Source organism: Janthinobacterium glycogeni (genome assembly GCF_051380725.1).
Classification (GTDB): Bacteria; Pseudomonadota; Gammaproteobacteria; order Burkholderiales; family Burkholderiaceae_D; genus Janthinobacterium.
The window spans coordinates 126,910-148,407 of record NZ_JBNYXP010000009.1 but is presented as its reverse complement, the minus strand read 5'-3'; the positions used below and the strand labels follow the sequence as shown (position 1 = coordinate 148,407).

The following is a 21,498-nucleotide window of genomic DNA, read 5'->3' as shown; positions in this document are numbered from 1 at the left end:
CGATTGCGTATCATTCCCTTCAACTACATCCGCGACCATAAAGCCCATCATGCATACTGCTGACGTTTGCACTACCCAAAAGGCCGCAGAAATCCTCGGCATCTCGGTCACATCGGTGCAACAACTGGTCGAGGCCGGCGTAATCGAAGCCTGGAAAACCAAGGGCGGCCACCGGCGCATTCCCCTCGCGGCCGTCGAGGCCTACAAGGGCAATCCCGGCCAGCCGGGCCAGGACCAGCGCGCGGCACGGGCCAACCGCCCCGTCCCATCGGGCCGTCCACCGTCCATCCTCGTGATCGAGGACAATCCGATCGAACGCGCGCTGTATGAAAAACAGATCGGTTCATGGGGCTTGCAGGCGGACTTGCGCTTTTGCGAGAACGGCTACCAGGCGCTGATGGAAATCGCCCGCGATCAGCCCGACATCCTGCTGGCCGACATCGTCATGGAAGGCATCGACGGCTACGAAGTGATCCGTACCATCCTGGCCGACCCGCTGCTGGCGGACATGCACATCGCCATGCTGTCGAGCCTGACGCAGGAAGAGCTGGAAGAACGGGGCGGCGTGCCGCCCGGCGTCGTGTTCTTTGCCAAGCCCGTCAATTACGACGAACTGCGCGGCTATCTGCGCGCCTGCTGCGCCGGCCATGCGCGGCGCAACAGCCTGGCCGCCTAGGCCGCCACCGCTTTTCCCTCGCCACGGAGCCGCCATGCCAGCCTATCGCCACATCGATCCTGCCGTGCTGTTCCGCGCCACCGGCCACGACCTGGAGATGTTCCGCGCCCTGTCGCAGACCTACCTCGATACATCGCCGGCCATGTTTGCCCGCGTCGGGCAGGCCGTGCGCGGCGGCGCGGCGCAAGCCATCGTGCATAGCTGCCATACCTTGCGCGGCACCGCAGCCCTGCTGGGCGCCAGCGCCCTGGTGGCGCGTCTGGCGGCACTCGAACAGCTGGTGCGCCATCAGGGCGCGGCGGCACCGGACTGGCTGACCGAAACGGCGGCGCTGGTCGCGGAAGTGGAGCAGGAGGTACGCCGCAGCATGCTTGAATACACGGGCGCGCAGGAATGAACGCCCGCCAGGCCATCCTGCGCCTGGTGCACCGCTACCGGCCGCGCACCGTGACGGCCGTCGTGGGCCTGGTGCTGGTGGGCCTGCTGGCGCTGCGCATCGCCGTCTCCGGCGTGCTGCTGCACCGCGAAGCCGTCGATGACTGGAAACAGGACCTGTCGAACCTGTCGCTGCTGCTGGCGGAAAACACGGCGCAGAGCATGACGGCGGCCCGTTTGGTGCTCGACAGCGTCAGCAACGAGATCGAGGCCGCCGCGCCCGCCGACGCGCAGGCGCTGGCCGCCGCCGTCGCGACCCAGGCCATGCACCAGACGCTGCGGCACAAGATCGGCGGCGTGCCGCAAGTGGACGTCGTGTCCATCGTCGGCAGCGACGCCAGCGTGCTGGTTTTCAGCCGCGCCTTTCCCGCGCCGCCCATCGGCCTCGGCGAGCGCGATTACTTCGAGTATCACCGGCGCCACCCGAACGGCGGCATGCACGTCAGCGCGCCCGTGCAAAACAAGGGCACTGGCGCCTGGACCTTCTATATCAGCCGGCGCATCAACGCACCGGACGGCCGCTTCCTGGGCGTGGTGCTGGTCGGCCTGTCATGCGACTTCTTCAGCAAATTTTTCCAGAGCACCAGCATCGGCGAACATACGGCTTTTTCCCTGTACCGCAGCGACTACACGCTGCTGGCCCGCTGGCCGGCCGTGCCCGAGATGATGGGCAAGCGCAACCTGACAGGCAGCACCTACCGCCTGCTGGAACAGGGCAAGACCGATGGCGTGCTGCAGGTGGACACGCCGCGCGCGGCTGACCAGGGACGCACGGTCGACCGCCTGGCCGGCATCCGGCTGGTGCGCGACTATCCGCTGGCCGTCAATGTGACCGTCACCGACGCGGTCTATCTGGCGGGCTGGCGGCGCATGCTGCGCACCATGGGCGGGGCGGCCGTGGTCAGCCTGCTCGTGCTGGCCGGGGCCATCGCGCTGATCCTGGCCCTGCTGCGGCGCCAGGAACGCGATGCGGCCATGGCGCTGGCGCTGCAAACGCGCGCGGAAGCGGCGAATGCCGCCAAGTCGCGCTTCCTGGCCGTCATGAGCCACGAGATCCGCACGCCGATGGCCGGCATCGCCGGCATGGCCGAACTGCTGCAGGATACCGCGCTCGATGCGTCGCAGCGGCAGCATGCGCAGCGCATCGGCGACGGCGTGCAGCACCTGATGCGCATCCTGAACGACATCCTCGACCTGTCCAAGGTCGAGGCAGGCCAGATGGGCATCGAGCTGCGCGACTTCGACCCGCGCCTGCTGCTCGACGACGTGCTGGCGCTGCACCGCCCGCAGGCCGACGCCAGGCAGCTGTTCCTGGTCAGCGAAATCGGCAACAGCGTGCCGCCGCTGATCTGCTCGGACCGCACGCGCCTCGCGCAAATCCTCGGCAACCTGCTCAGCAATGCCATCAAGTTCACGCCCTCGGGCACGGTGACCGTACGCCTGCACCTGGAACCGGCCACGCCGGACGGCGCCAGCGCCTGCCTCGTCGCCATGGTCAGCGACCAGGGCATCGGCATGACGGGGCAGCAGCTGAGCCGCATCTTCGAGCCGTTTTGCCAGGCCGACGACAGCATCAGCGGCGCCTATGGCGGCACGGGGCTGGGCCTGACCATCTGCAAGCACCTGGTGGCGCTGCTGGGCGGCGAGATTTTCTGCAGCAGCGTGCCCGGCGCCGGCTCCCGCTTCACCGTGCGCATCCCCTGCATGGCGGCCCAGGCGACGGAGCCGGAGCCGGAGACAGCCGCGCCATCGGAATCCGCAGCCGCCTGCGCACCCGTTCCCGCATCAGAACCGGGCGCGCGCATCCTGCTCGTCGAAGACACGGCGCTGAACCGGCAGCTGGTGTGCCTGCAGCTGGGCGCGCGCGGCTACAGCATCGACACGGCGGAGAACGGCGAGCTGGGCCTGCAGGCGCTGGCCGCGCAGCAGTACGACCTGGTCCTGATGGACTGCATGATGCCCGTCATGGACGGCTACCAGGCATGCCAGGCCCTGCGTGCCCGCGAAGCGGCCAGCGGCGCGCCGCGCCTGCCCGTCATCGCCCTCACGGCCGGCGTCACCGAGGACGACCGGCAGCGCTGCCTGGCGGCCGGCATGGACGATTATCTGTCCAAGCCGTTTACGGCCGCCCAGCTGCGCGACATGGTCGACCGCTGGCTGGCGCGTCAGGCGGCGATACGCTAGCCGCCCGGGCCGGCGCGCAATACAACACTTCTCCCGCGAAAAATCATTTTATTCGTTATAATCAATTATATTCGCTATAATTGATAAATCGACGCGCCAGCGACGCCGGGCATCCTCGCACAACGGCACACTGGCGGACCTTGCGGAGGCGGCATGCGGCAGCACAGATACTGGAAGGCCATGGCCTGGGAGCGTTGGGAGCGTTGGGATACGCGCATCCTGCTGTCGCTCTTCATGGCCATGCTGCTGGCGGGCTTGTGGGGCATCACCATGCTGCAACTGCGGCACGCCCATGACGCGGCCATCGCCGGCGCCGCGCGCGATGCGCGCAGCATGGCGCGCGTCTTCGACGAGCACGCGATCCGCACGATCGAGGCGGCGGACCAGGCGGTTACGTATTTGCGCAGCCGCTACCAGGCGCTGGGCAGCCGCCTCGACATCGTGGCCGATCTGCGGCAAGGCCTCAATCCCGGCCCCCTGTACAACCTGTTTACCATCGTCGACGAACGGGGCGACATGGTGCTGTCGAGCCGCCCTTTCCAGCCCACCAACCTGGCCGACCGAGAGCACATCCGGGTACACATGCAGCGCGACAGCGGCGAACTGTATATCAGCAAGCCGGTGCTGGGCCGCGTGTCGAAAAAATGGTCGATCCAGATGACGCGCCGCATCAACCATGCCGATGGCCGCTTCAAGGGCGTAGTGGTGGTCTCGATGGACCCGTATTACTTTACCCGCCTGTACGACGAAGTCGACCTGGGCGACAACAGCTCCACCGAACTGGTCGGCAACGACGGCGTGGTGCGCGCGCGCCGGGTCGGCGCCGTCGACACCATCGGCCAGGATATCGGCGGCAGCAAGGTATTTTCCTTGATGCAAGGTAAAACGCGGGGCAGCTTCACCGAGCGCAGTCCCGTCGATGGCATCCTGCGCCTGTATGCGTTCGAAAAACTGGCCAACTATCCGCTCTACATGCTGGTCGGACTGGACCGCGACACCGTATTGGCCGACTACGTCTCGCGCCGCAACCAGACCTTGCTGATGGCGGCCGTCACGAGCGCGCTGATCGTGCTGTCGTGGGCCGCGCTGGTGCTGCTGATCGGCCGCCTGGTCGACAGCCGCGCCAGGGCCATCGCCGCCAGCGAAGCCAAGTCGCGCTTCCTGTCGAACATGTCACATGAATTGCGCACGCCCCTCAACGGCATCCTCGGTTTCTCCGAGCTGCTGCTGGAGCAGCTGCGCGAGCCGGAACAGGCCGCCTACGCGCAAACGATACAGGACAGCGGCCGCCAGTTGCTGTCCATGGTCGAGGCGGCGATGGAATTGAGCGCGCTCGAGCAAGACCAGGTAAGGCTGGAGTCCAGCGCCGCGCCATTGGACCAGCTGCTGGAACTGGCGCTGGCGCCGCACCGGCCGCGCGCGGCCCACAAGGGCTTGCAGCTGTCCGCGCAAGTGGCGCCCGCCACGCCGCCCAGCATCGATTGCGACCGCGTCCGCCTCGTGCGCGTGCTCGATATCCTGCTGGATAACGCCATCCGCTACACGGCTGCGGGGCGGGTCGACGTGCACGTCATGCGCAGCGGCGCGGACCTGCAGATCGAGGTGCGCGATACGGGCATCGGCATCGCGCAGGCGCAGCAGGGCGTCATCTTCGACAAATTCTCGCAGGCGGACGATTCACCGAGCCGCGCCCATGACGGCGCCGGCATGGGCCTGGCCATCGCGCGCCAGCTCGTCGTACTGATGGGCGGCAGCATCGGCGTGGCGTCCGCACCGGGCCAGGGCGCCGTCTTCCGCCTGCACCTGCCCCTTGGGGGCAAATTGACCACACTATTACATGCCTAGTTGTGCGCAAAAGTTGTTCTTCATCCATATCGGGTATAGCATCGCCACATGACCTATCACACAGATGCGACGGCGGTGCGCAGACAATGGATCGAATGGCTGTTCTTGCTCCTCGGGCTGCTCATCGTGGCTTCCGCCCTCGCCTATGCGCATCTGGCCGAGGCGAGGCGCCATGACGCGGCCGAACGCGAACGCCTGAGCGTGCTGACGGCGCTGCTGGCAAAAAATATCGAAACCGACCTGGAGGCAACCAACCTGGTGCTGGGCGGCGTGATCCGCGACTATCTTGCCGCCGGCGCCGCGCCCGACGCCGGGCAGGCGCTGCCCCGGCGCCTGGCCGCGCTGGTCGACGCCATGCCTGGCGTGCGCACCATGCTGGTCATCGATGCGCAAGGCAAGCCGGTCGCCACCAATATTGCGGAACTGGCGGACCAGGATTTTTCGCGCCGCGGCTACTTCCAGACGGCGCGCGACGCCCCCGATGCGCGCATGCTGTACATCTCGGCGCCCTTCCATACCTTCAAGGGCGACCTGGTCATCACGGCGTCGCGCATGGTGCAGGACAAACAAGGCCGCTTTGCCGGCGTGGTGGTGGCCACCTTCGCCCCGGAATACTTCACGGCCAAGTTCCGCACCGCCATGTACGCCCCCGACGTCTGGGCCGTGGTCCTGCATGGCGACGGCCGGCAGTTCCTGAATTACCCGGCCAGGACTGCCAATGGCGCCAATATGGACGTCCCCGGCAGCTTCCTGCGGCGCTTTCGCGACAGCGGCTATCAGGCGGGCGTCCTGAGCGGCGTCGAAATTGCCAGCGCCCCCGCCGCCCCCCGCGTCATGTCCATGGCGACCATCGCCCCGCCGGCCCTGCACATGGACCGCGCCCTCATCATCGGCCTGAGCCGCGAAGAAGCGGCCATCGCCGCCCCGCTGCAACGCCAGGGGCTCGGCTACGTCCTTTCCTTTGCCGTGCTGGCGCTGGCCGCGGCCAGCCTGCTGTACTGGAGCCAGCGGCGGCGCCGGCAGCAGGCCGCCTGGCATGCGGAGCAGGAAAGGGAGCGCCAGGCCATGCAAGCCGTGTCCGACAGCGAAACGCGCTTTCGCACCCTGATCGAAGATGCGCCCGTGGCCATCGCCATCCTGCGCCACGGCCGCTTCATCTACTCGAACCCCCGCTACCGCAGGCTGCACGGCTACACGGCGGATGACAATCTGAACGGCCTGCCCTGGTCCGCCATGATTTCCGCGCCATCGCTGGCGGCGCTGGCCGCCAATGAAGCGCTGATCGAGGCGGATTCGCCCAGCGAACAGGTGTTCGAGGCCATCGGCTTGGGCAAGCAGGGCCTGCCCGTGCCCATGTTCAAGACCACCACGCGCGTGGTGCTCAAGGATGGACCGGCGACCCTGATCTTTGCCCAGGATATTTCCACGCAAAAGCAGGCCGAAGAGGCCATGCTGCTGGCGCGCGACGCGGCCGAATCGGCCAACCGCAGCAAGGCGGAATTCCTCGCCAACATGAGCCATGAAATCCGCTCGCCGCTCAACGCCATTCTCGGCATGGCCTGGCTGCTGGAACGGGACGGCCTTGATGGCGAAGCGCTGCTCATGGCGCGCAAGATCCGCGCCGCCGGCCAGTCCCTGCTGGGCATCATCAACGACGTGCTGGACGTATCGAAAATCGAGGCGGGCCACATGACCATCGAACGGGCGCCGTTCCGCCTGGCCGAGGTGATCGAAAAGATCGCCGCCAGCATGGGCGTGGCCGCGCATGACAAGCCGATCGAAGTGCGCATCGGGCCGCTGCCCGACGGCGTCGACCAGGTGATGGGCGACGCGCTGCGCCTGGAACAGGTGCTGGTCAACCTGACCAGCAATGCCATCAAGTTCACCGCGCATGGCACGGTCGAGCTGACGAGCGCACTGGAGAGCCGCGACGGCGACGCCGCGGTACTGTGCTTTTGCGTGCGCGACACAGGCATCGGCATCGCGCCCGAGGTGCAGGAGGCGATCTTTTCCGCCTTCGCCCAGGCCGACAGCTCCACCACGCGCCGCTTCGGCGGCACGGGCCTGGGCCTGACCATCTGCCGCCAGCTGGTGCGCCTGATGGGCGGCTCCATGCGCCTGACAAGCGTCATGGGCCAGGGCAGCACATTCAGTTTCACGGTGCCGCTGCAGCTGATGCCCGCCAGCGCCCCGTCTTCGCCCGACATGCAGGGCTTGCGCGTCTTGCTGGCCGATGGCAAGGCCGACTCGCGCGCCGCCGTGGCCGCCGTCGCGCAGGGCCTGGGCTGGCGCGTGCATGCCGTGTCCGGCGGCCAGGCGGCGCTTGAGCATGCGCTGGCCTGCGCCGAGGATGCGCGGCCCGGCGTCATCGTGCTGGCCGCGCGCCTGCCGGACATGGACGGGGAAACCACGGCGCGCGCCCTGCGCGAGCACCTGCCGCCGCAGGATTGCCCCATCGTGATCCTGGCGGCCAGCGGGGCGCCGGCGACAGCGCCCGCGCGCCGCCATACGGATCCGGCCAATCCGGCCGATGCCATCCTCAACGAACCGGTGACGGCTTCCAGCCTGTACAACGCGACGATGGAAGCGCGCCAGCGGCGCGCCGAAGCGTCCGGCCTGGACGCCGGCCACGCAGCGCTGGGCGCACGCGTGCTGGCCGGCGTGCGCGTGCTGGTGGTCGACGACAGCGACATCAACCGCGACGTGGTCAACCATATCCTGTGCGATCAGGGCGCCCTGCCCTCGTTCGCCTGCGATGGCCAGCAGGCGCTGGACTGGCTGCTGGCCCACCCGTCCGATGTCGACATCGTGCTGATGGATGTGCAGATGCCCGTCATGGATGGCTTGCAGGCGACGCGCGCGCTGCGCCAGCTGCCGCAGTTCCAGGACTTGCCCGTGGTGGCCCTGACGGCCGGGGCGTTCCGGACACAGCGCACGGCGGCGCTGGAAGCGGGCGTGAACCATTTCATCAGCAAACCTTTCGACGTGCCGCAGACCATCGCCCTGATCGCGAGCGCGCACCGGCGCCATGCGCAAGGGCTGCCGGCCCTGCCGCCGGCAGCGACCGAAGCGGCGCCGCCCTCGCGGGCAGGCGGCGCGGCGCCCGTGATCGACCTGGCGCAAGGGATGGCGCAATGGCTCGACGAAGCGCCCTACCGCCAGCATCTGTCGCACTTTGGCAACACTTACCGCAACACGGTGGGCGCCATGCGCGCGCTGCTGGCGGCCAATGCACGCGGCGACGCCGCCGCGCTGGCGCACAAACTGGCCGGCGTGGCAGGCAGCCTGGCCCTGCCCGCCACCCTGCAAGCCGCCCAGCAAGCCGAACAGCTGCTGCATGCGGGCGACGATGCGTCAGCCGCGCTCGATGCCCTGGAACAGGCGCTGGCGCACGCCATCGACGCCGTCGCCGCTCTCACGGCACAGACGCCGGCGCCCGGCCAGCCCGCCATGCCGGAAACGCACCATGGCGGAACATGCCAATGATAAAATTAGCAATACTAAAGGAGGGAGACGACATGATCTGGTGCAGGGATTTGCTGCTGAGAGCATTGATGCTGGGCCTGCTGCTATTCGTCGTGGGCGAATCGCTGTCCTACTGGACGCCGGAAATCAGGAAACTGCTGGCCTGGCGCCCGTTCTGACGGCCGCCTAGCCTTCGCGCCCATCCACCCGCGCGCGCCACAGGTATGGCGCGTACACGCACGCATACAGGCCAAAGGCCAGCGACCAGCACGCGCCCGCGGCCAGCAGCAGCGGCATGGACAGCGAGGCGGGACCGACGGCAGCCAGCAGGCGCGCCAGCGCGCCAAGCTGGATCAGCCAATACATCGCCGCTTCCGCCCTGCCGCCCTTGAGCGCACGTCCCGTGTGGCCCAGGGTGGTGCGCGTCATCATGCCGATGATCAGGCCCGCCATCGATCCCACCGTCAGCGCGTGCAAAGCGGCGCTGGCTGGCAGCAGACCCAGGCTGGCGGCCGCCAGCAGCGCAAAGCCGATGCCGATCCACGCGTACGACAGGTGCAAAATCCACAGCAGCGGCACGCGCACCGTGCGCTGCGGCTGCCAGGCCAGCAGATTGGCCAGCGACACGCCGCTTGCCGCCAGGGCCAGCGGCGCCGTCAGCCAGGCCGGCGCGCCGGCCAGCCACGCGATCGCGGCCGCCGCCATGCAGGCCACGGCGACCAGCGCGCGCTTCGGGCTGGCCACCGGCGTGCGATTGGGATCGATATTGGGTGCGCCATTACGGGTAAACATGGGAATGACGCGCGCGCCGATCACCGATTCGATCAGCACGATGATGAAGATGGCCGCCTGCACGGGCAAGAACAGCGACAGCGGCAGCCAGCCCAGCACGGCCGCGTGGAACAGGCCATTGGCCAGCGCCAGCAGGGCCAGCAGACCGACGAGAAACAGGTTGCGCGTATTGCCCGAGCGGCGCAGCACCTGATACAGGGGCCAGGCGGCCAGCGGCAGGAACAGCCAGTCGACCAGCGCCGGCAACAGCCCGGGACCGCACAGCATGGCCGCGCGTCCTGCCAGCCACAGCGCCACCAGCGCCATCAGCGGAGCGCCGTGCGGCGTGGGCAAGCCCGTCCAGTTGCGCCCCGCCGTGTAGAGGAAACCGACGACGACGGCCAGCGCGAAGCCGAACACCATTTCATGCATATGCCAGCCCAGCCCCACGTGCAGGCCGCCCGTCGGCAATCCCGCATAGCTGGCCAGCCACAGGGGAATGGCGATGGCCGCGAACACGGCCGCCAGCAGGTAGAACGGGCGGAAACCCAGTTGCCAGACGGCGTGGCCGCCCTGCCAGGGCGCCGCGCCTGCTGTCGTAGAAGGTGGGGAAGGTTCGCTGATCGGGGTAATGGCCATGACGGGCTCGCTTTTAAAGATATATTCAATATACTACTTTAAAAGCGCAGCAACCGCCATCGGCATAAAGGACTAGAGGGATAGCGACAAGTGACCATGGGGTCTGACCCGGCGGGTCGGCCCCCATTACAACGGCGGCTACTTGCCCTGGCGGTGCTCGACCGCGTACACGGCCGCCTGCACGCGGCTCGTGAGGTTGAGTTTTTTCAGCACGTTCTGCACGTGGATCTTGACCGTGCTTTCGGCCAGGTCCAGGGTGCGGGCGATGCCCTTGTTGCTCTCGCCGCGCGACAGGCAGTCGATGATTTCCTTTTCGCGCGGCGTGAGCTTGTCGAGCTCCGACACGGGTTCCTCGCGCCGCGTGCCCGCCTGCAGCTGCGCCACCAGCTTGCCCGTCATGGCTTCGGCGATGACGACTTCGCCGGCGGCCGCGCGGCGGATGGCGCGCACCAGGTAGTCGGCGTCGATATTCTTGATCAAATAGCCGCAGGCGCCCGCGCGCAGGGCCGTGGCCAGGTCTTCGGCGTCTTCCGACACGGTGAGCATGACGATGGCCGTGTCGGGGCAGTCGTGCTGCATCAGCTGCAGCGCTTCCACGCCGGACATGCCGGCCATGTTCAGGTCCAGCAGCACCACGTCGGGCTGCAGCTGGATGGCGCGCTTGATGCCTTCCACGCCATCGGCGGCCTCGCCCACGACGGAAAACTCCGTATGGCGCTGCAGCAGCGAGCGTATGCCGCTGCGGAACAGCGCGTGGTCGTCCACCAGCATGACGGTGATCGGTTTATCGGGAGTCTCCATTTTTTTATACTTTCAGATAGTGGCTTAGGCGGCGCGGCGCTGCTCGCGCGACAGATGCAGTTCGACGGTCGTGCCGCCGCCGGGGCAGGCATGCACGTCGAACGTGGCGTCGATGCGCTGCGCGCGCTCGCGCATGATATGGATGCCGACATGGCTGTCGCCCTTTTCCAGCACGTCGACAGCGTCGAAGCCGACGCCGTTGTCGCTGATCGTCAAGGTGAAATCCTGATGATCGGCGAGGCGTACCTCGACGTGGCTGGCCTGCGCGTGCTTGCGGATGTTCGACAGCGCTTCCTGCACGATGAATAATAACTGCAATTGCTGCTCGCGGGGGAATGGCGCGCCGTCGACGTCGGCCAGCAGCTCGGCGTCGATGCCCGTCTGGCGGCGGAATTTGTCGAGCGCCGCGCGCAGGGAGCCGATCAGGTCATCTTCCATCAGGCGGCTGCGGAAGTTGGCCAGCAGTTCGCGCACGTCCTCGTAGCTCTCCTTCACGCCCGCGTGCAGGGCCGGCACGATGCCCGCCACCTCGTCGAAACGCGCATTGCGCACGGAGTCGTCGAGCATCTGCACCTGCAGGTTGAGGAAATTGAGACTTTGCGCGATGCTGTCGTGCAGGCCCTGCGCCACCAGGTTGCGCTCTTCGGAAATGGCCATTTCGCGTTCGCGCGCGGCCAGGCGCAGGTTTTCCAGCGCGATGCCCAGCAGCTGGCCCAGGGTTTCCAGCAAGGCCAGCTCGCGCGCGGAAAACACGCGCGCATGGCGGAAATGCAGGTTGAAGAAGCCCAGGTGCTGTTCGTGCGCGTGGATATGGAAAACGGAGACGGTGGCAAAGCCCTCGCGGTGGCAGCGCAGCTCGTGCGCCTTGTCGATGCGCCGCATGTCGTGCACCTTCGCCACCTTCATCTCGACGGCCGTGCCGCACAGGCAGTCACCCACCTTCAGGCAATGCTCGGATGCCACCAGTTCTTCGGACAGGCCCGTATGCACCACCATGTGCAGGTTGCCCCGCTCGGCGTCGAGCACGCGCACGGTGGAGCCGTCGGCCTCGAAATAATCGACGATGCGCTGCATGAAGCCGCCGCAGATGTCTTCCAGCGGCTGCGGGCGCTGCAAAAAGGCCGCGCTTTCGTACAGCAGCGCCAGTTCGCGGTTGCGGTATTCGAGGGTGGCCGTCTTGCTGCGCACGCCCTCTTCCAGGTTGCCGTACAGCGCCTGCAGGCGGTCGGCCATCTGGTTGAAGCCACTGGCCAGCTGGCCGAATTCGTCATTGCTTTCCACGGCCAGGCGCACGCTGAAGTCGCGCTCCTTCATGCGCTGCATGCCCAGGCGCAGCCGCGTCACCGGTTCGATGATGAGCATGAACATCAGGTAAATCATGCTGACCGTGCCGATGACGGCCATGCCGACGAGGATCAGCTGCGAGGCGCGCAGCCAGAAGGTGCGCTGTTCGCTGTCGTGCTCAATCAGGCGCACCAGCTGGTCGACCTGACCGACGAAGGTGTCGGCGTCATGCTCGAACTGGCGCGCGCGCGTGATGGAATCGGCGGCCAGGGCGGCCGGACGCAAGGCGCTGCGCCAGGCGACGCCGATGCGTTCGAATTCGGACTTGATGGCCGTGCTGGGGGGAAGGAACAGGGGGCGCTGCGGGTCGCCGTGGCCGATCTTGGCCAGGGTCTCGTCGATCAGCAGCACTTGCTGACGCGCCTGCTCGCGGGCGTCGCTGGCAAGCAGCAGTGTCAGGCGGTAGGTCTGCATGCGCAGCCGGCCCGTCTCGTTGATGGCGGCCGAACTGCCTTCGAGCTGCCACGATAAAAACAGGGTGCAGCCGATGGCGCTCAAGGCCAGCACCAGCATGAGCAGCAGCGCGCCGACGATCTTGGTCGACAGCTTCTGCCAGGAGGAAAACATCGCCTTGAATTTCATACCGCCCTTGAATGTAAATGCAAACTGCCTCAGCCGCCCGTCTGTGCCATGAACCGGATGATTTTATCGGGCTGCGTATTGAAATCGTGCTGCTGCGGCTTCAGTTCGATGGCGGCGCGGATCGCCGCTTCGATCTGCGCATCCGTGGCCCCGCCGCGCAGCATGGGGCCGAACGCGAATTTCTCTTCCTGTCCCAGGCACAAATACAGGGTACCATCGACGGACAGGCGCACCCGGTTGCAGGTGGCGCAAAAATGCTGCGACATCGGCGTGATGAAGCCGATGCTCGAGCGCCCATCAGGGGTCGCCATGTAGCGCGCCGGCCCGCCACCGAGCTCCATCGCCTGCGGCACCAGGCCGAAGCGGGCCGCCAGGCGTTCGCGCACGGGCCCCAGCGGCATGTAGCTGGCATTGCGGCCCGTGCTGCCCATCGGCATGGCTTCGATCAGGCGCAGGATGAACTGCTGCTCGATGCAGAAGGCCGCCATGGCTTCGATCTGGCCGTCATTGACGCCGCGCATGGCCACCATATTGATCTTGACCGGGTCGAAGCCGGCCGCCTTGCCCGCCATCAGGCCGTCCAGAATAGGCTGCAGGCTGTCGCGCCCCGTGATCTGCTGCATGCAGGCGCGGTCGAGCGAATCGAGGCTGACGTTGATGCGGTCCACGCCCGCCGCGCGCAAGGCCACGGCGTGCTTGCCCAATTGGGTGGCGTTCGTCGACAGCGACAGATCGTCCAAACCGGGCAGCGCGGACAGCCTTTGCGCCAGCTCGGGCAGGTTGCGCCGCAACAGCGGCTCGCCGCCCGTCAGGCGCACGCGGCGCGTGCCGAGGCGCACAAAAATGCCCAGCAGGCGCTCGATCTCGTCGAACGTCAGCCAGTCCTTCGGCTCCTCGAAGCCGCGAAAGCCCTTGGGCATGCAATAACCGCAGCGCAAATCGCAGCGGTCGGTGACGGACAGCCGCACATAATCGATCGAACGGCCAAAACGGTCCTGTAACTGGACGCTACCCATGACGCTACTCCTGTTTCTACCTTGATTGTAAGGGCTGGGGCACGATCTGACTGCGCCCCAGAAGACGTAGCGCACTACGCCTTTTTAGCTATTGCACCAGCGGGCTGGCTGTGCCTTCGAGCTCGATACCGGCAATGTCGGCCCGTCCCACGAGCAAGTGCAGGTACTGGTGCACCGCGCGCTGCCACGCCGCCCGCGCCAGGCGGTCGGCGATCTGCGCCTGCACCGCTTCGTACGGTATGGCCTGGCCTTCGACCCGGCGCAGCACCTGCACGATGTGGTAGCCGAAGCGCGTTTCCAGCAAATGGCCGGCCAGCGCGCCCTCTTCCAGGCGGAACAGCAGCGCGTCGAACTCCGGCACGCTCTGGCCCGGCGACAGCTGGCCCAGGTTGCCGCCCAGGGCGCCGGACGGGCAGTTCGAATACTGCGCCGCCAGCTCGCCGAAGCGCTCGGGCGCCAGTTTCAGGGCGTCGAGCACGGCTTGCGCCGTCGTGCGCAGCAGCTCCAGGGGCGCCTCCGGCGTCACCTGGAACAGGATGTGGCGCGCCTCGACCAGCGCCCCGCTGCGAAACAACTGCGGGCGCTGCGCATAAAAGGTGCGGCAAGCCGCATCGTCGGCGGGCGGCACGCGCACTTCCTGCTCGAACAGCGCCTCGATGCGGTCATCCATGCTGCCGCCCTGCACGCCGAGACGTTCGGCCTCGGCCAGCAGCAGCCGGCGCAGCACCAGTTCATGTACGGCCTGTTTCAGCGGATTGCCGGCGCCGTCGTGATGCGGCAGTTCCTGCGCGATGTCGGCATCGTCGATATCGATGCCATTGACGGAGATTCCCATCTTACTTTCCTTCCATAAATAGCCTGAAAAATCGTCGCGAGCGGAGATGATTTGCGGCTGAGAAGCACAGCTGTGCGCATGCACAGTGAGCATCGCAGGCCGCAAATCGCTACGCGCAGTAGATTTTTCATGGCGTTTTTTAGCGGCGGCGCACCAGTTGATAAGCGCGGCCCAGATATCCGATGGCGCCAAAGCCGCTCCATACGTGCACCAGACGGGTGAACGGGAAGATGACGAACAGCGACATGCCCATGAACAGGTGCAGCTTGAACACCAGCGGCGCATCGACGATGAAGCTGGCGGCGTCACCGCGCAAGGTCACGATGTGCTGCGCCCAGTTCATCAGCAAGACCATCATGTGGCCATCCATGTGCGAAGCCGAGACGAAGATCGACGACAGACCCAGCAGCAAGGCCAGCAGGATCCACACCATCACCAGCTTGTCGCCGGCCGTGGTGACGGCGCGCAGCCGTGCATTGCCGAAGCGGCGCGCCAGCAGGATCAGGATGCCGACCAGGCACAGGCCGCCCATCACGCCGCCGGCCGCCATGGCCACGCCCTGTTTCAGGCTGTGCGACACACCCAGCGTGTCCCACACCCAGACGGGGGTGAGCAAGCCGGCCGCATGGCCGAACAGCAGGCCGATGATGCCGAGGTGGAACAGGATATTGCCCAGGCGCAGGCTGCCACGGTGCAGCAGCTGGCTGGAATCGGACTTCCACGTGTATTGCTCGCGGTCGAAACGGATCAGGCTGCCCAGGAAAAAGATGGCCAGCGCGATGTATGGATAAATACCATACACAAATTGATGCAAATAATTACTCATGATGTACTCTCCTCATGCGGGCGCAGGCGGCCAATTAAGCGGCGCGCCGCGGCTGCGGGTGAAAATGCACGGGATGGACGCCGCCCGGGGCTTGGCGCAGCAAGGGCTCGACGCCGTCCGCACCGGGACCGAAGGTTTCCAGCGCTTCATCCATGTCGCGCACCGGCGGTTCGGCCAGCATTTCTGCCGCCACGGGGCTCAGGCGTTCGAGCAAGGTGAAGACGGGCGCATACGGACTGCCGTTGGCCGTCAGCTTGCGGCCGATGTGCGCCAGCACGTGGACGGCGTCGCCCAAGAGCGGCGCCGATGCTGCCTCGTCGAGCTGCGCCAGGAATTCCAGGAACAGGGGCACGAAGTCGGGCAAGTCGTCGCCCACCATCTGCAGGCCGTGGCGCTTGTATTCCTCCATCAGGTCGACCATGGCCTGGCCCCGGTCGCGCGATTCGCCGTGGATGTGCTCGAACAGGTGCAGCGAGTGCGACGGATTGCGGTCGAAGGTGGCCACGTACTGCTGCTGCAGGTCGATCAGGCTGCTGCTTTCCAGGTGCGCCAGCAAGGGCCGCAGCAGCGCGTGCTGCTCCGGCACTGCCGCCAGCGCGGCATCGAGCTGCGGCAGGTGTTCGATCAGCTCGGGCTCGGGATACAGCAGCAGGCGGGAAAGGGCTTGATAGTGATGCATAGCGTGTTCCATATGAGCTCCTTAAGCGCCGGGCGCCGTTTTGCGCGACTTCGGCATCTGCATGAAGATGGCCGAACCGTGTTTTTTCTTGCCGAACAAGGTCGGTTCGCTGCTGCCGTCCGAGCAGCCGTTGCCGAAGCTGAAGCCGCACGAACCCTTCTCGTTGAAGCTGTCCTCGGCCATTTCCTTATGGCTGCTGGGGATGACGAAACGGTCTTCGTAGTTGGCGATGGCCATGATGTGGTACATGTCCTCCACCTGCGCCTTGGTCAATCCCACTTGCTTGAGGACCGTGAGGTTTTCCACCTTCTCGACCGTCTTGCTGCGCATGTAGGCACGCATGGCCAGCATGCGGTCCAGCGCCGTGACGATGGGCGGCTGGTCGCCGGCCGTCAGCAGATTGGCCAGGTACTGCACGGGAATGCGCAGGCTTTGGGTGTCCGGCAGCATGCCGTTCACGCCCAGCTTGCCCGATTCGGCGGCCGCCTGGATCGGCGACAGCGGCGGCACGTACCACACCATCGGCAAGGTGCGGTATTCCGGATGCAGCGGGAACGCCACCTTCCACTCGACGGCCATCTTGTAGACGGGCGACTTGACGGCAGCATCGAGCCACAGGTCCGGGATGCCCTGGCGGCGCGCCTCGGCGATGATGGCCGGGTCGTGCGGGTCGAGGAACAGGTCGAGCTGCGCCTGGTACAGGTCCTGCTCCTGCGGCACGGAGGCTGCAGCCTCGATCTTGTCGGCGTCGTACAGCAGCACGCCCAGGTAGCGGATGCGGCCCACGCACGTTTCCGAGCACACGGTAGGCTGGCCGGCTTCGATGCGGGGGAAGCAGAAGGTGCACTTCTCCGCCTTGCCGGACGACCAATTGTAGTAAATCTTCTTGTACGGGCAACCGGAGATGCACATGCGCCAGCCGCGGCACTTGTCCTGGTCGATCAGCACGATGCCGTCGTCTTCGCGCTTGTACACGGAGCCGGACGGGCACGATGCCACGCACGTCGGATTGAGGCAATGCTCGCACAGGCGCGGCAAATACATCATGAAGGTGTTTTCGAACGTGCCGTACATCTCCTTCTGCATATTGTCGAACAGTTTATCCTTGCTGCGCTGGGCGAACTCGCCGCCCAGGTCATCTTCCCAGTTCGGACCCCACTCGATCTTGTCCATCTTTTTCCCCGTCAGCACGGAGATCGGACGGGCCGTCGGCGGCGTCTGCGACAGCGGCGCGCTTTGCAGGTGCTCGTAGTCGTAGGTGAACGGCTCGTAGTACTCGTCGATGGCAGGCAGGTTCGGGTTGGCGAAGATATTGGCCAGGATCTTCAGACGGCTGCCCTGGCGCGGCTCGATCTTGCCCGCGTCCGTGCGGCGCCAGCCGCCATTCCACTTGTCCTGGTTTTCCCACTGCTTCGGATAGCCGATGCCGGGCTTGGTTTCCACGTTGTTGAACCATGCGTACTCGACGCCGTCACGGCTGGTCCACACGTTCTTGCAGGTGACGGAACAGGTGTGGCAGCCGATGCACTTGTCCAGGTTCAGCACCATGCCGATTTGCGCTCTGATTTTCATACTATGCTCCTTCTTCCTGCAACGGGCCTTCGAGCCAGTCAACCTTGTTCATCTTGCGCACCAATACGAATTCATCGCGGTTGGAGCCCACCGTGCCGTAGTAATTGAAGCCGTACGCCAGCTGGGCGTAACCGCCGATCATGTGCGTCGGCTTGGGCACGGCGCGCGTCACCGAGTTATGGATGCCGCCCCGCTTGCCCGTCATCTCGGCGCCAGGCACGTTGATGATCTTTTCCTGGGCGTGATACATCATCGTCATGCCGGCCGGGATGCGCTGGCTGACGATGGCGCGCGCCGTCAGGCTGCCGTTCACATTGAAGACCTCGATCCAGTCGTTGTCGACGATGCCGGCCGTCTTCGCGTCGGTTTCCGAGAGCCACACGTGCGGTCCGCCGCGCGACAGGGTCAGCATGCGCAGGTTGTCCGAATACGTGGAGTGGATGCCCCACTTCTGGTGCGGCGTCAAAAAGTTCAGCGCCAGTTCCTTGTTGCCGTTCGGCTTGGTGCCCAGCAGCGCTTCCGTCGTCTTCGTGTTGATCGCCGGCTTGTACACGCACAGCCCTTCACCGAAATCGCGCATCCACAGGTGATCCTGGTAGAACTGCTGGCGGCCCGTCAGGGTGCGCCATGGGATCAGTTCATGCACGTTGGTATAGCCGGCCGTGTAGCTGACTTCCTCGCTTTCCAGGCCCGACCAGGTGGGCGAGGAAATGATCTTGCGCGGCTGCGCCTGCACGTCGCGGAAGCGGATGCTGTCATGCTCGCGCGGCAGCGCCAGGTGCGTATGCTCGCGTCCCGTGATGGCGGACAGCGCGGCCCAGGCTTTCACGGCCACGTGGCCATTCGTTTCCGGCGCCAGCGACAGGATCATCTCGGCCGCATCGATGGCCGTATCGAGGCGCGGCTGGCCCTTCGACACGCCTTCATCGAGCACCGTGCGGTTGATGCCGCGCAGCACGTCGACTTCATGGCCCGTTTTCCAGGAAATGCCCTTGCCGCCGTTGCCGATGGTTTCCAGCAGCGGTCCGATCGAGGTGAACTTCTTGTAGACGTCGCGATAATTGCGCTCGACCACCGTCATGTTCGGCATGGTCTTGCCGGGAATGGCGTCGCATTCGCCGGCGCGCCAGTCCTTGGGATCGAAAGGCTGGCCCAGTTCGCCCGGGGTGTCGTGCATCAGCGGCGTCAAAATGATGTCTTGCTGGGTGCCCAGCAGCTCGCCGCCGATTTCCGAGAATTTCTCGGCCAGCCCCTTGTAGATTTCCCAGTCCGACTTCGATTGCCACAGCGGCTGCACGGCTTCGGACAGCGGATGGATGAACGGGTGCATGTCCGACGTATTCAGATCGTCTTTTTCATACCAGGTGGCCGTCGGCAGCACCACGTCGCCATACAGGCAGGTGGTCGACATGCGGAAGTCCAGCACCACCAGCAGATCGAGCTTGCCTTCGGCGGCAGGACGCACTTTCACCTGTTTCGGCGTGATGCAGTCGTCTTCGTCGCTGAGCAAGCCATTCTGCGTGCCCAGCAGGTATTTCAGGAAGTACTCGTGGCCCTTGCCCGAGCTGCCCAGGATGTTCGAGCGCCAGACGAACATATTGCGCGGGAAGTTGGCTGGGTTGTCGGGATCGTCGCACGAGAACTGCAGCTGGCCCGCCTTGATCTGGTCGAGCGCATACGCGGCCGGCGCCTGCCCTGCCGCCTTGGCGGCCTTGGCCACCTCGAGCGGATTGGTTTGCAGCTGCGGCGCCGATGGCAGCCAGCCCATGCGCTCGGCCTTGGCGTTGTAATCGAGCAGGGTCAGGTCACCCGTGCCGCCGGCCGCCGATGGCGAGGCGATGTCGCCCGTTTCCAGCTTTTCGTGGCGCCATTGGCTCGTGTGGGCATAGAAGAACGAGGTGCCGTTCATCTGGCGCATCGGACGCACCCAGTCCTGGGCGAAGGCCAAAGGCGTCCAACCCGTTTGCGGACGCAGTTTTTCCTGGCCCACGTAATGGGCCCAGCCGCCGCCCGACTGGCCGATACAGCCGCACATCATGAGCATGTTGATGATGCCGCGATAGGTCATATCCATGTGGTACCAGTGATTCAGGCCGGCGCCCACGATGACCATGCTCTTGCCGCGCGTCTGGTCCGCGTTTTCCGCAAACTGGCGCGCCACGGTGATGACGTCGGCGCGTTTCACGCCCGTGTGCTTCTCTTGCCACGCGGGGGTGTAGGGCACGTCGTCGTCATAGCTTTCGGCGACATTGGCGCCGCCGAGGCCACGGTCGATGCCGTAGTTGGCCAGGGTCAGGTCGAACACGGTGGTCACGAGGCCCGTCGTGCCGTCGGCAAGGCGGATGGTTTTCACCGGCACCTTGCGCAGCAGCATGTCGGACGCATCCTTGCCGCCGAAGTAGGCGAAACCCACTTCCGTGACGGCGTCGCTGTCGTTGATCATGGAGAGCATCGGCACGATGGGCGCGCCGCTGCCGCCCGCCTTCTGCTCCAGGTTCCATTTGCCCGACTCGCCCCAGCGGAAGCCGATGGAGCCGGCCGGCGCCGTGATCGCCCCCGTGGTTTCGTCGATGACGAGGGTCTTCCATTCCGGGTTGTTGGTTTCGTCGAGGTTGTTGTCCAGGTGCGAAGCGCGCAGGAAGTAATCGGGCACCAGTGTGCCGTTATGCTCCTTGAGCAGCACCAGCATGGGGAAGTCCGTGTACTGGCGCGCATAGTCGCGGAAGTAGGCGCTCTGCCCTTCCGAGTGGAATTCCTTGAGGATGACGTGGCCCATGGCCAGCGCCAGCGCGGCGTCCGTGCCCTGTTTCGGCGCCAGCCAGATGTCGCCGAACTTCACCATTTCGCCGTAATCGGGCGAGATGGCCACGGTTTTCGTGCCCTTGTAGCGCACTTCCGTGTAGAAGTGGGCGTCCGGCGTGCGCGTCATCGGCACGTTCGAGCCCCACACCATCAGATAGGTCGAGTTGTACCAGTCGGCCGATTCCGGCACGTCCGTCTGCTCGCCCCACACTTGCGGGCTGGCCGGCGGCAAGTCGCAGTACCAGTCGTAGAAACTCAGGGCCACGCCGCCGATCAGCGACAGGTAGCGCGTGCCGGAGGCATAGCTGACCATCGACATGGCGGGAATCGGCGAGAAGCCGACGATGCGGTCCGGGCCGTATTTCTTGATCGTCAGCGCATTCGCGGCGGCGATGATTTCATTCGATTCTTCCCACGTGGCGCGCACGAAGCCGCCCAGGCCGCGGATGGATTTGTACTGCTGCGAGCGCACCGGGTCCTGGCTGATCCAGTCCCAGGCCGTGACGGGGTCCATGGTCTTGCGCGCTTCGCGCCACATTTCCATCAGGCGGCCGCGCACCATCGGGTATTTCACGCGCTGGGCCGAATACACGTACCAGGAATAGCTGGCGCCGCGCGGGCAGCCGCGCGGTTCGTGATTCGGCAGGTCGGGCCGCGTGCGCGGGTAATCGGTTTGCTGGGTTTCCCAGGTGATCAGGCCATTCTTGACATACACCTTCCAGCTGCACGAGCCGGTACAGTTCACGCCATGCGTGGAGCGCACGATCTTGTCGTGCTGCCAGCGCTGGCGGTAGGCGTTTTCCCAGGTGCGGTCTTCATCGACCACGGTGCCGTGGCCGTTCGAGAACGGCTCGGCGGGCTTGCTAAAAAATTTAAGACGGTCCAGAAAGTGACTCATGCTACCTCCACATTGCGCCGCAAGAGCGGCGCCAGGTCATAAAAACGCTGCAAGCCGGATGGCCCACGCGTCGATACAAACAGTCTATCGACGCGGCGTGGCCGGCGGTATTGGCAAGAAGTCGGTTT

15 protein-coding genes are annotated in these 21,498 nt (G+C 65.7%); 6 read left to right on the top strand and 9 right to left on the bottom strand.

Annotation, left to right across the window (positions count from 1 at the left end; translation table 11 throughout):
• Nucleotides 1–49: 49 nt before the first annotated feature.
• The 6 genes from ACQ4W4_RS20700 (at nucleotide 50) to ACQ4W4_RS20675 (ending at nucleotide 8,784) form a co-directional block, all read left to right on the top strand.
• The gene (locus tag ACQ4W4_RS20700) at nucleotides 50–676 is read left to right on the top strand and encodes a response regulator (RefSeq protein ID WP_070288176.1); all 627 of its coding nucleotides are present in this window, start codon (nucleotides 50–52) and stop codon (nucleotides 674–676) included.
• A 34-nt stretch (nucleotides 677–710) separates the two neighbouring features.
• Complete coding sequence (locus ACQ4W4_RS20695; protein ID WP_436543549.1) at nucleotides 711–1,073, top strand: Hpt domain-containing protein; 363 nt, start codon at nucleotides 711–713, stop codon at nucleotides 1,071–1,073.
• Entirely contained in the window at nucleotides 1,070–3,295 is a 2,226-nt protein-coding gene (locus ACQ4W4_RS20690) for a hybrid sensor histidine kinase/response regulator (RefSeq protein ID WP_436543548.1), read from the top strand. Before ACQ4W4_RS20695 ends, ACQ4W4_RS20690 begins: the two co-directional genes overlap by 4 nt.
• Nucleotides 3,296–3,448: 153 nt before the next feature.
• Nucleotides 3,449–5,140, top strand: a complete 1,692-nt coding sequence (locus tag ACQ4W4_RS20685; RefSeq protein WP_436543547.1) for a sensor histidine kinase — start codon at nucleotides 3,449–3,451, stop codon at nucleotides 5,138–5,140.
• 48 nt (nucleotides 5,141–5,188) lie between these two features.
• Nucleotides 5,189–8,626, top strand: coding sequence for a response regulator (locus ACQ4W4_RS20680; RefSeq protein WP_436543546.1), 3,438 nt, complete (start codon nucleotides 5,189–5,191; stop codon nucleotides 8,624–8,626).
• Nucleotides 8,627–8,658: 32 nt separating this feature from the next.
• Entirely contained in the window at nucleotides 8,659–8,784 is a 126-nt protein-coding gene (locus tag ACQ4W4_RS20675) for a hypothetical protein (RefSeq protein WP_257218626.1), read from the top strand.
• A gap of 7 nt (nucleotides 8,785–8,791) precedes the next feature.
• On the opposite strand, the gene ACQ4W4_RS20670 is transcribed toward ACQ4W4_RS20675, so the two are convergent.
• From ACQ4W4_RS20670 to ACQ4W4_RS20630, 9 genes are all read right to left on the bottom strand, one after another.
• The gene (locus ACQ4W4_RS20670; protein ID WP_436543545.1) at nucleotides 8,792–10,015 is read right to left on the bottom strand and encodes an NnrS family protein; all 1,224 of its coding nucleotides are present in this window, start codon (nucleotides 10,013–10,015) and stop codon (nucleotides 8,792–8,794) included.
• Nucleotides 10,016–10,153: 138 nt separating this feature from the next.
• Complete coding sequence (locus ACQ4W4_RS20665; protein WP_086147379.1) at nucleotides 10,154–10,816, bottom strand: response regulator; 663 nt, start codon at nucleotides 10,814–10,816, stop codon at nucleotides 10,154–10,156.
• A 24-nt stretch (nucleotides 10,817–10,840) separates the two neighbouring features.
• Nucleotides 10,841–12,742, bottom strand: coding sequence for a type IV pili methyl-accepting chemotaxis transducer N-terminal domain-containing protein (locus ACQ4W4_RS20660; RefSeq protein WP_436543544.1), 1,902 nt, complete (start codon nucleotides 12,740–12,742; stop codon nucleotides 10,841–10,843).
• A gap of 29 nt (nucleotides 12,743–12,771) precedes the next feature.
• On the bottom strand, nucleotides 12,772–13,758 hold the full coding sequence (gene moaA, locus ACQ4W4_RS20655) for a GTP 3',8-cyclase MoaA (RefSeq protein WP_436543543.1): 987 nt from the start codon (nucleotides 13,756–13,758) through the stop codon (nucleotides 12,772–12,774).
• Nucleotides 13,759–13,846: 88 nt separating this feature from the next.
• Complete coding sequence (locus tag ACQ4W4_RS20650; protein WP_436543542.1) at nucleotides 13,847–14,593, bottom strand: peptidylprolyl isomerase; 747 nt, start codon at nucleotides 14,591–14,593, stop codon at nucleotides 13,847–13,849.
• Nucleotides 14,594–14,732: 139 nt separating this feature from the next.
• Nucleotides 14,733–15,419, bottom strand: a complete 687-nt coding sequence (gene narI, locus ACQ4W4_RS20645; protein ID WP_436543541.1) for a respiratory nitrate reductase subunit gamma — start codon at nucleotides 15,417–15,419, stop codon at nucleotides 14,733–14,735.
• Nucleotides 15,420–15,453: 34 nt separating this feature from the next.
• Nucleotides 15,454–16,110, bottom strand: coding sequence for a nitrate reductase molybdenum cofactor assembly chaperone (gene narJ, locus ACQ4W4_RS20640; protein WP_436543540.1), 657 nt, complete (start codon nucleotides 16,108–16,110; stop codon nucleotides 15,454–15,456).
• A gap of 9 nt (nucleotides 16,111–16,119) precedes the next feature.
• On the bottom strand, nucleotides 16,120–17,670 hold the full coding sequence (gene narH, locus ACQ4W4_RS20635) for a nitrate reductase subunit beta (RefSeq protein WP_436543539.1): 1,551 nt from the start codon (nucleotides 17,668–17,670) through the stop codon (nucleotides 16,120–16,122).
• Between the two features lies 1 nt (nucleotide 17,671).
• Entirely contained in the window at nucleotides 17,672–21,370 is a 3,699-nt protein-coding gene (locus ACQ4W4_RS20630; protein WP_436543538.1) for a nitrate reductase subunit alpha, read from the bottom strand.
• Between the last annotated feature and the right edge of the window lie 128 nt (nucleotides 21,371–21,498).

Excerpts from the sequence above, each read along its gene's own strand:
- ACQ4W4_RS20700 (WP_070288176.1), top strand. The coding sequence starts at position 50 with ATGCATACTGCTGACGTTTGCACTACCCAAAAGGCCGCAGAAATCCTC.
- ACQ4W4_RS20695 (WP_436543549.1), top strand. The coding sequence starts at position 711 with ATGCCAGCCTATCGCCACATCGATCCTGCCGTGCTGTTCCGCGCCACC.
- ACQ4W4_RS20690 (WP_436543548.1), top strand. The coding sequence starts at position 1,070 with ATGAACGCCCGCCAGGCCATCCTGCGCCTGGTGCACCGCTACCGGCCG.
- ACQ4W4_RS20685 (WP_436543547.1), top strand. The coding sequence starts at position 3,449 with ATGCGGCAGCACAGATACTGGAAGGCCATGGCCTGGGAGCGTTGGGAG.
- ACQ4W4_RS20680 (WP_436543546.1), top strand. The coding sequence starts at position 5,189 with ATGACCTATCACACAGATGCGACGGCGGTGCGCAGACAATGGATCGAA.
- ACQ4W4_RS20675 (WP_257218626.1), top strand. The coding sequence starts at position 8,659 with ATGATCTGGTGCAGGGATTTGCTGCTGAGAGCATTGATGCTGGGCCTG.
- ACQ4W4_RS20670 (WP_436543545.1), bottom strand. The coding sequence starts at position 10,015 with ATGGCCATTACCCCGATCAGCGAACCTTCCCCACCTTCTACGACAGCA.
- ACQ4W4_RS20665 (WP_086147379.1), bottom strand. The coding sequence starts at position 10,816 with ATGGAGACTCCCGATAAACCGATCACCGTCATGCTGGTGGACGACCAC.
- ACQ4W4_RS20660 (WP_436543544.1), bottom strand. The coding sequence starts at position 12,742 with ATGAAATTCAAGGCGATGTTTTCCTCCTGGCAGAAGCTGTCGACCAAG.
- moaA (WP_436543543.1), bottom strand. The coding sequence starts at position 13,758 with ATGGGTAGCGTCCAGTTACAGGACCGTTTTGGCCGTTCGATCGATTAT.
- ACQ4W4_RS20650 (WP_436543542.1), bottom strand. The coding sequence starts at position 14,593 with ATGGGAATCTCCGTCAATGGCATCGATATCGACGATGCCGACATCGCG.
- narI (WP_436543541.1), bottom strand. The coding sequence starts at position 15,419 with ATGAGTAATTATTTGCATCAATTTGTGTATGGTATTTATCCATACATC.
- narJ (WP_436543540.1), bottom strand. The coding sequence starts at position 16,110 with ATGGAACACGCTATGCATCACTATCAAGCCCTTTCCCGCCTGCTGCTG.
- narH (WP_436543539.1), bottom strand. The coding sequence starts at position 17,670 with ATGAAAATCAGAGCGCAAATCGGCATGGTGCTGAACCTGGACAAGTGC.
- ACQ4W4_RS20630 (WP_436543538.1), bottom strand. The coding sequence starts at position 21,370 with ATGAGTCACTTTCTGGACCGTCTTAAATTTTTTAGCAAGCCCGCCGAG.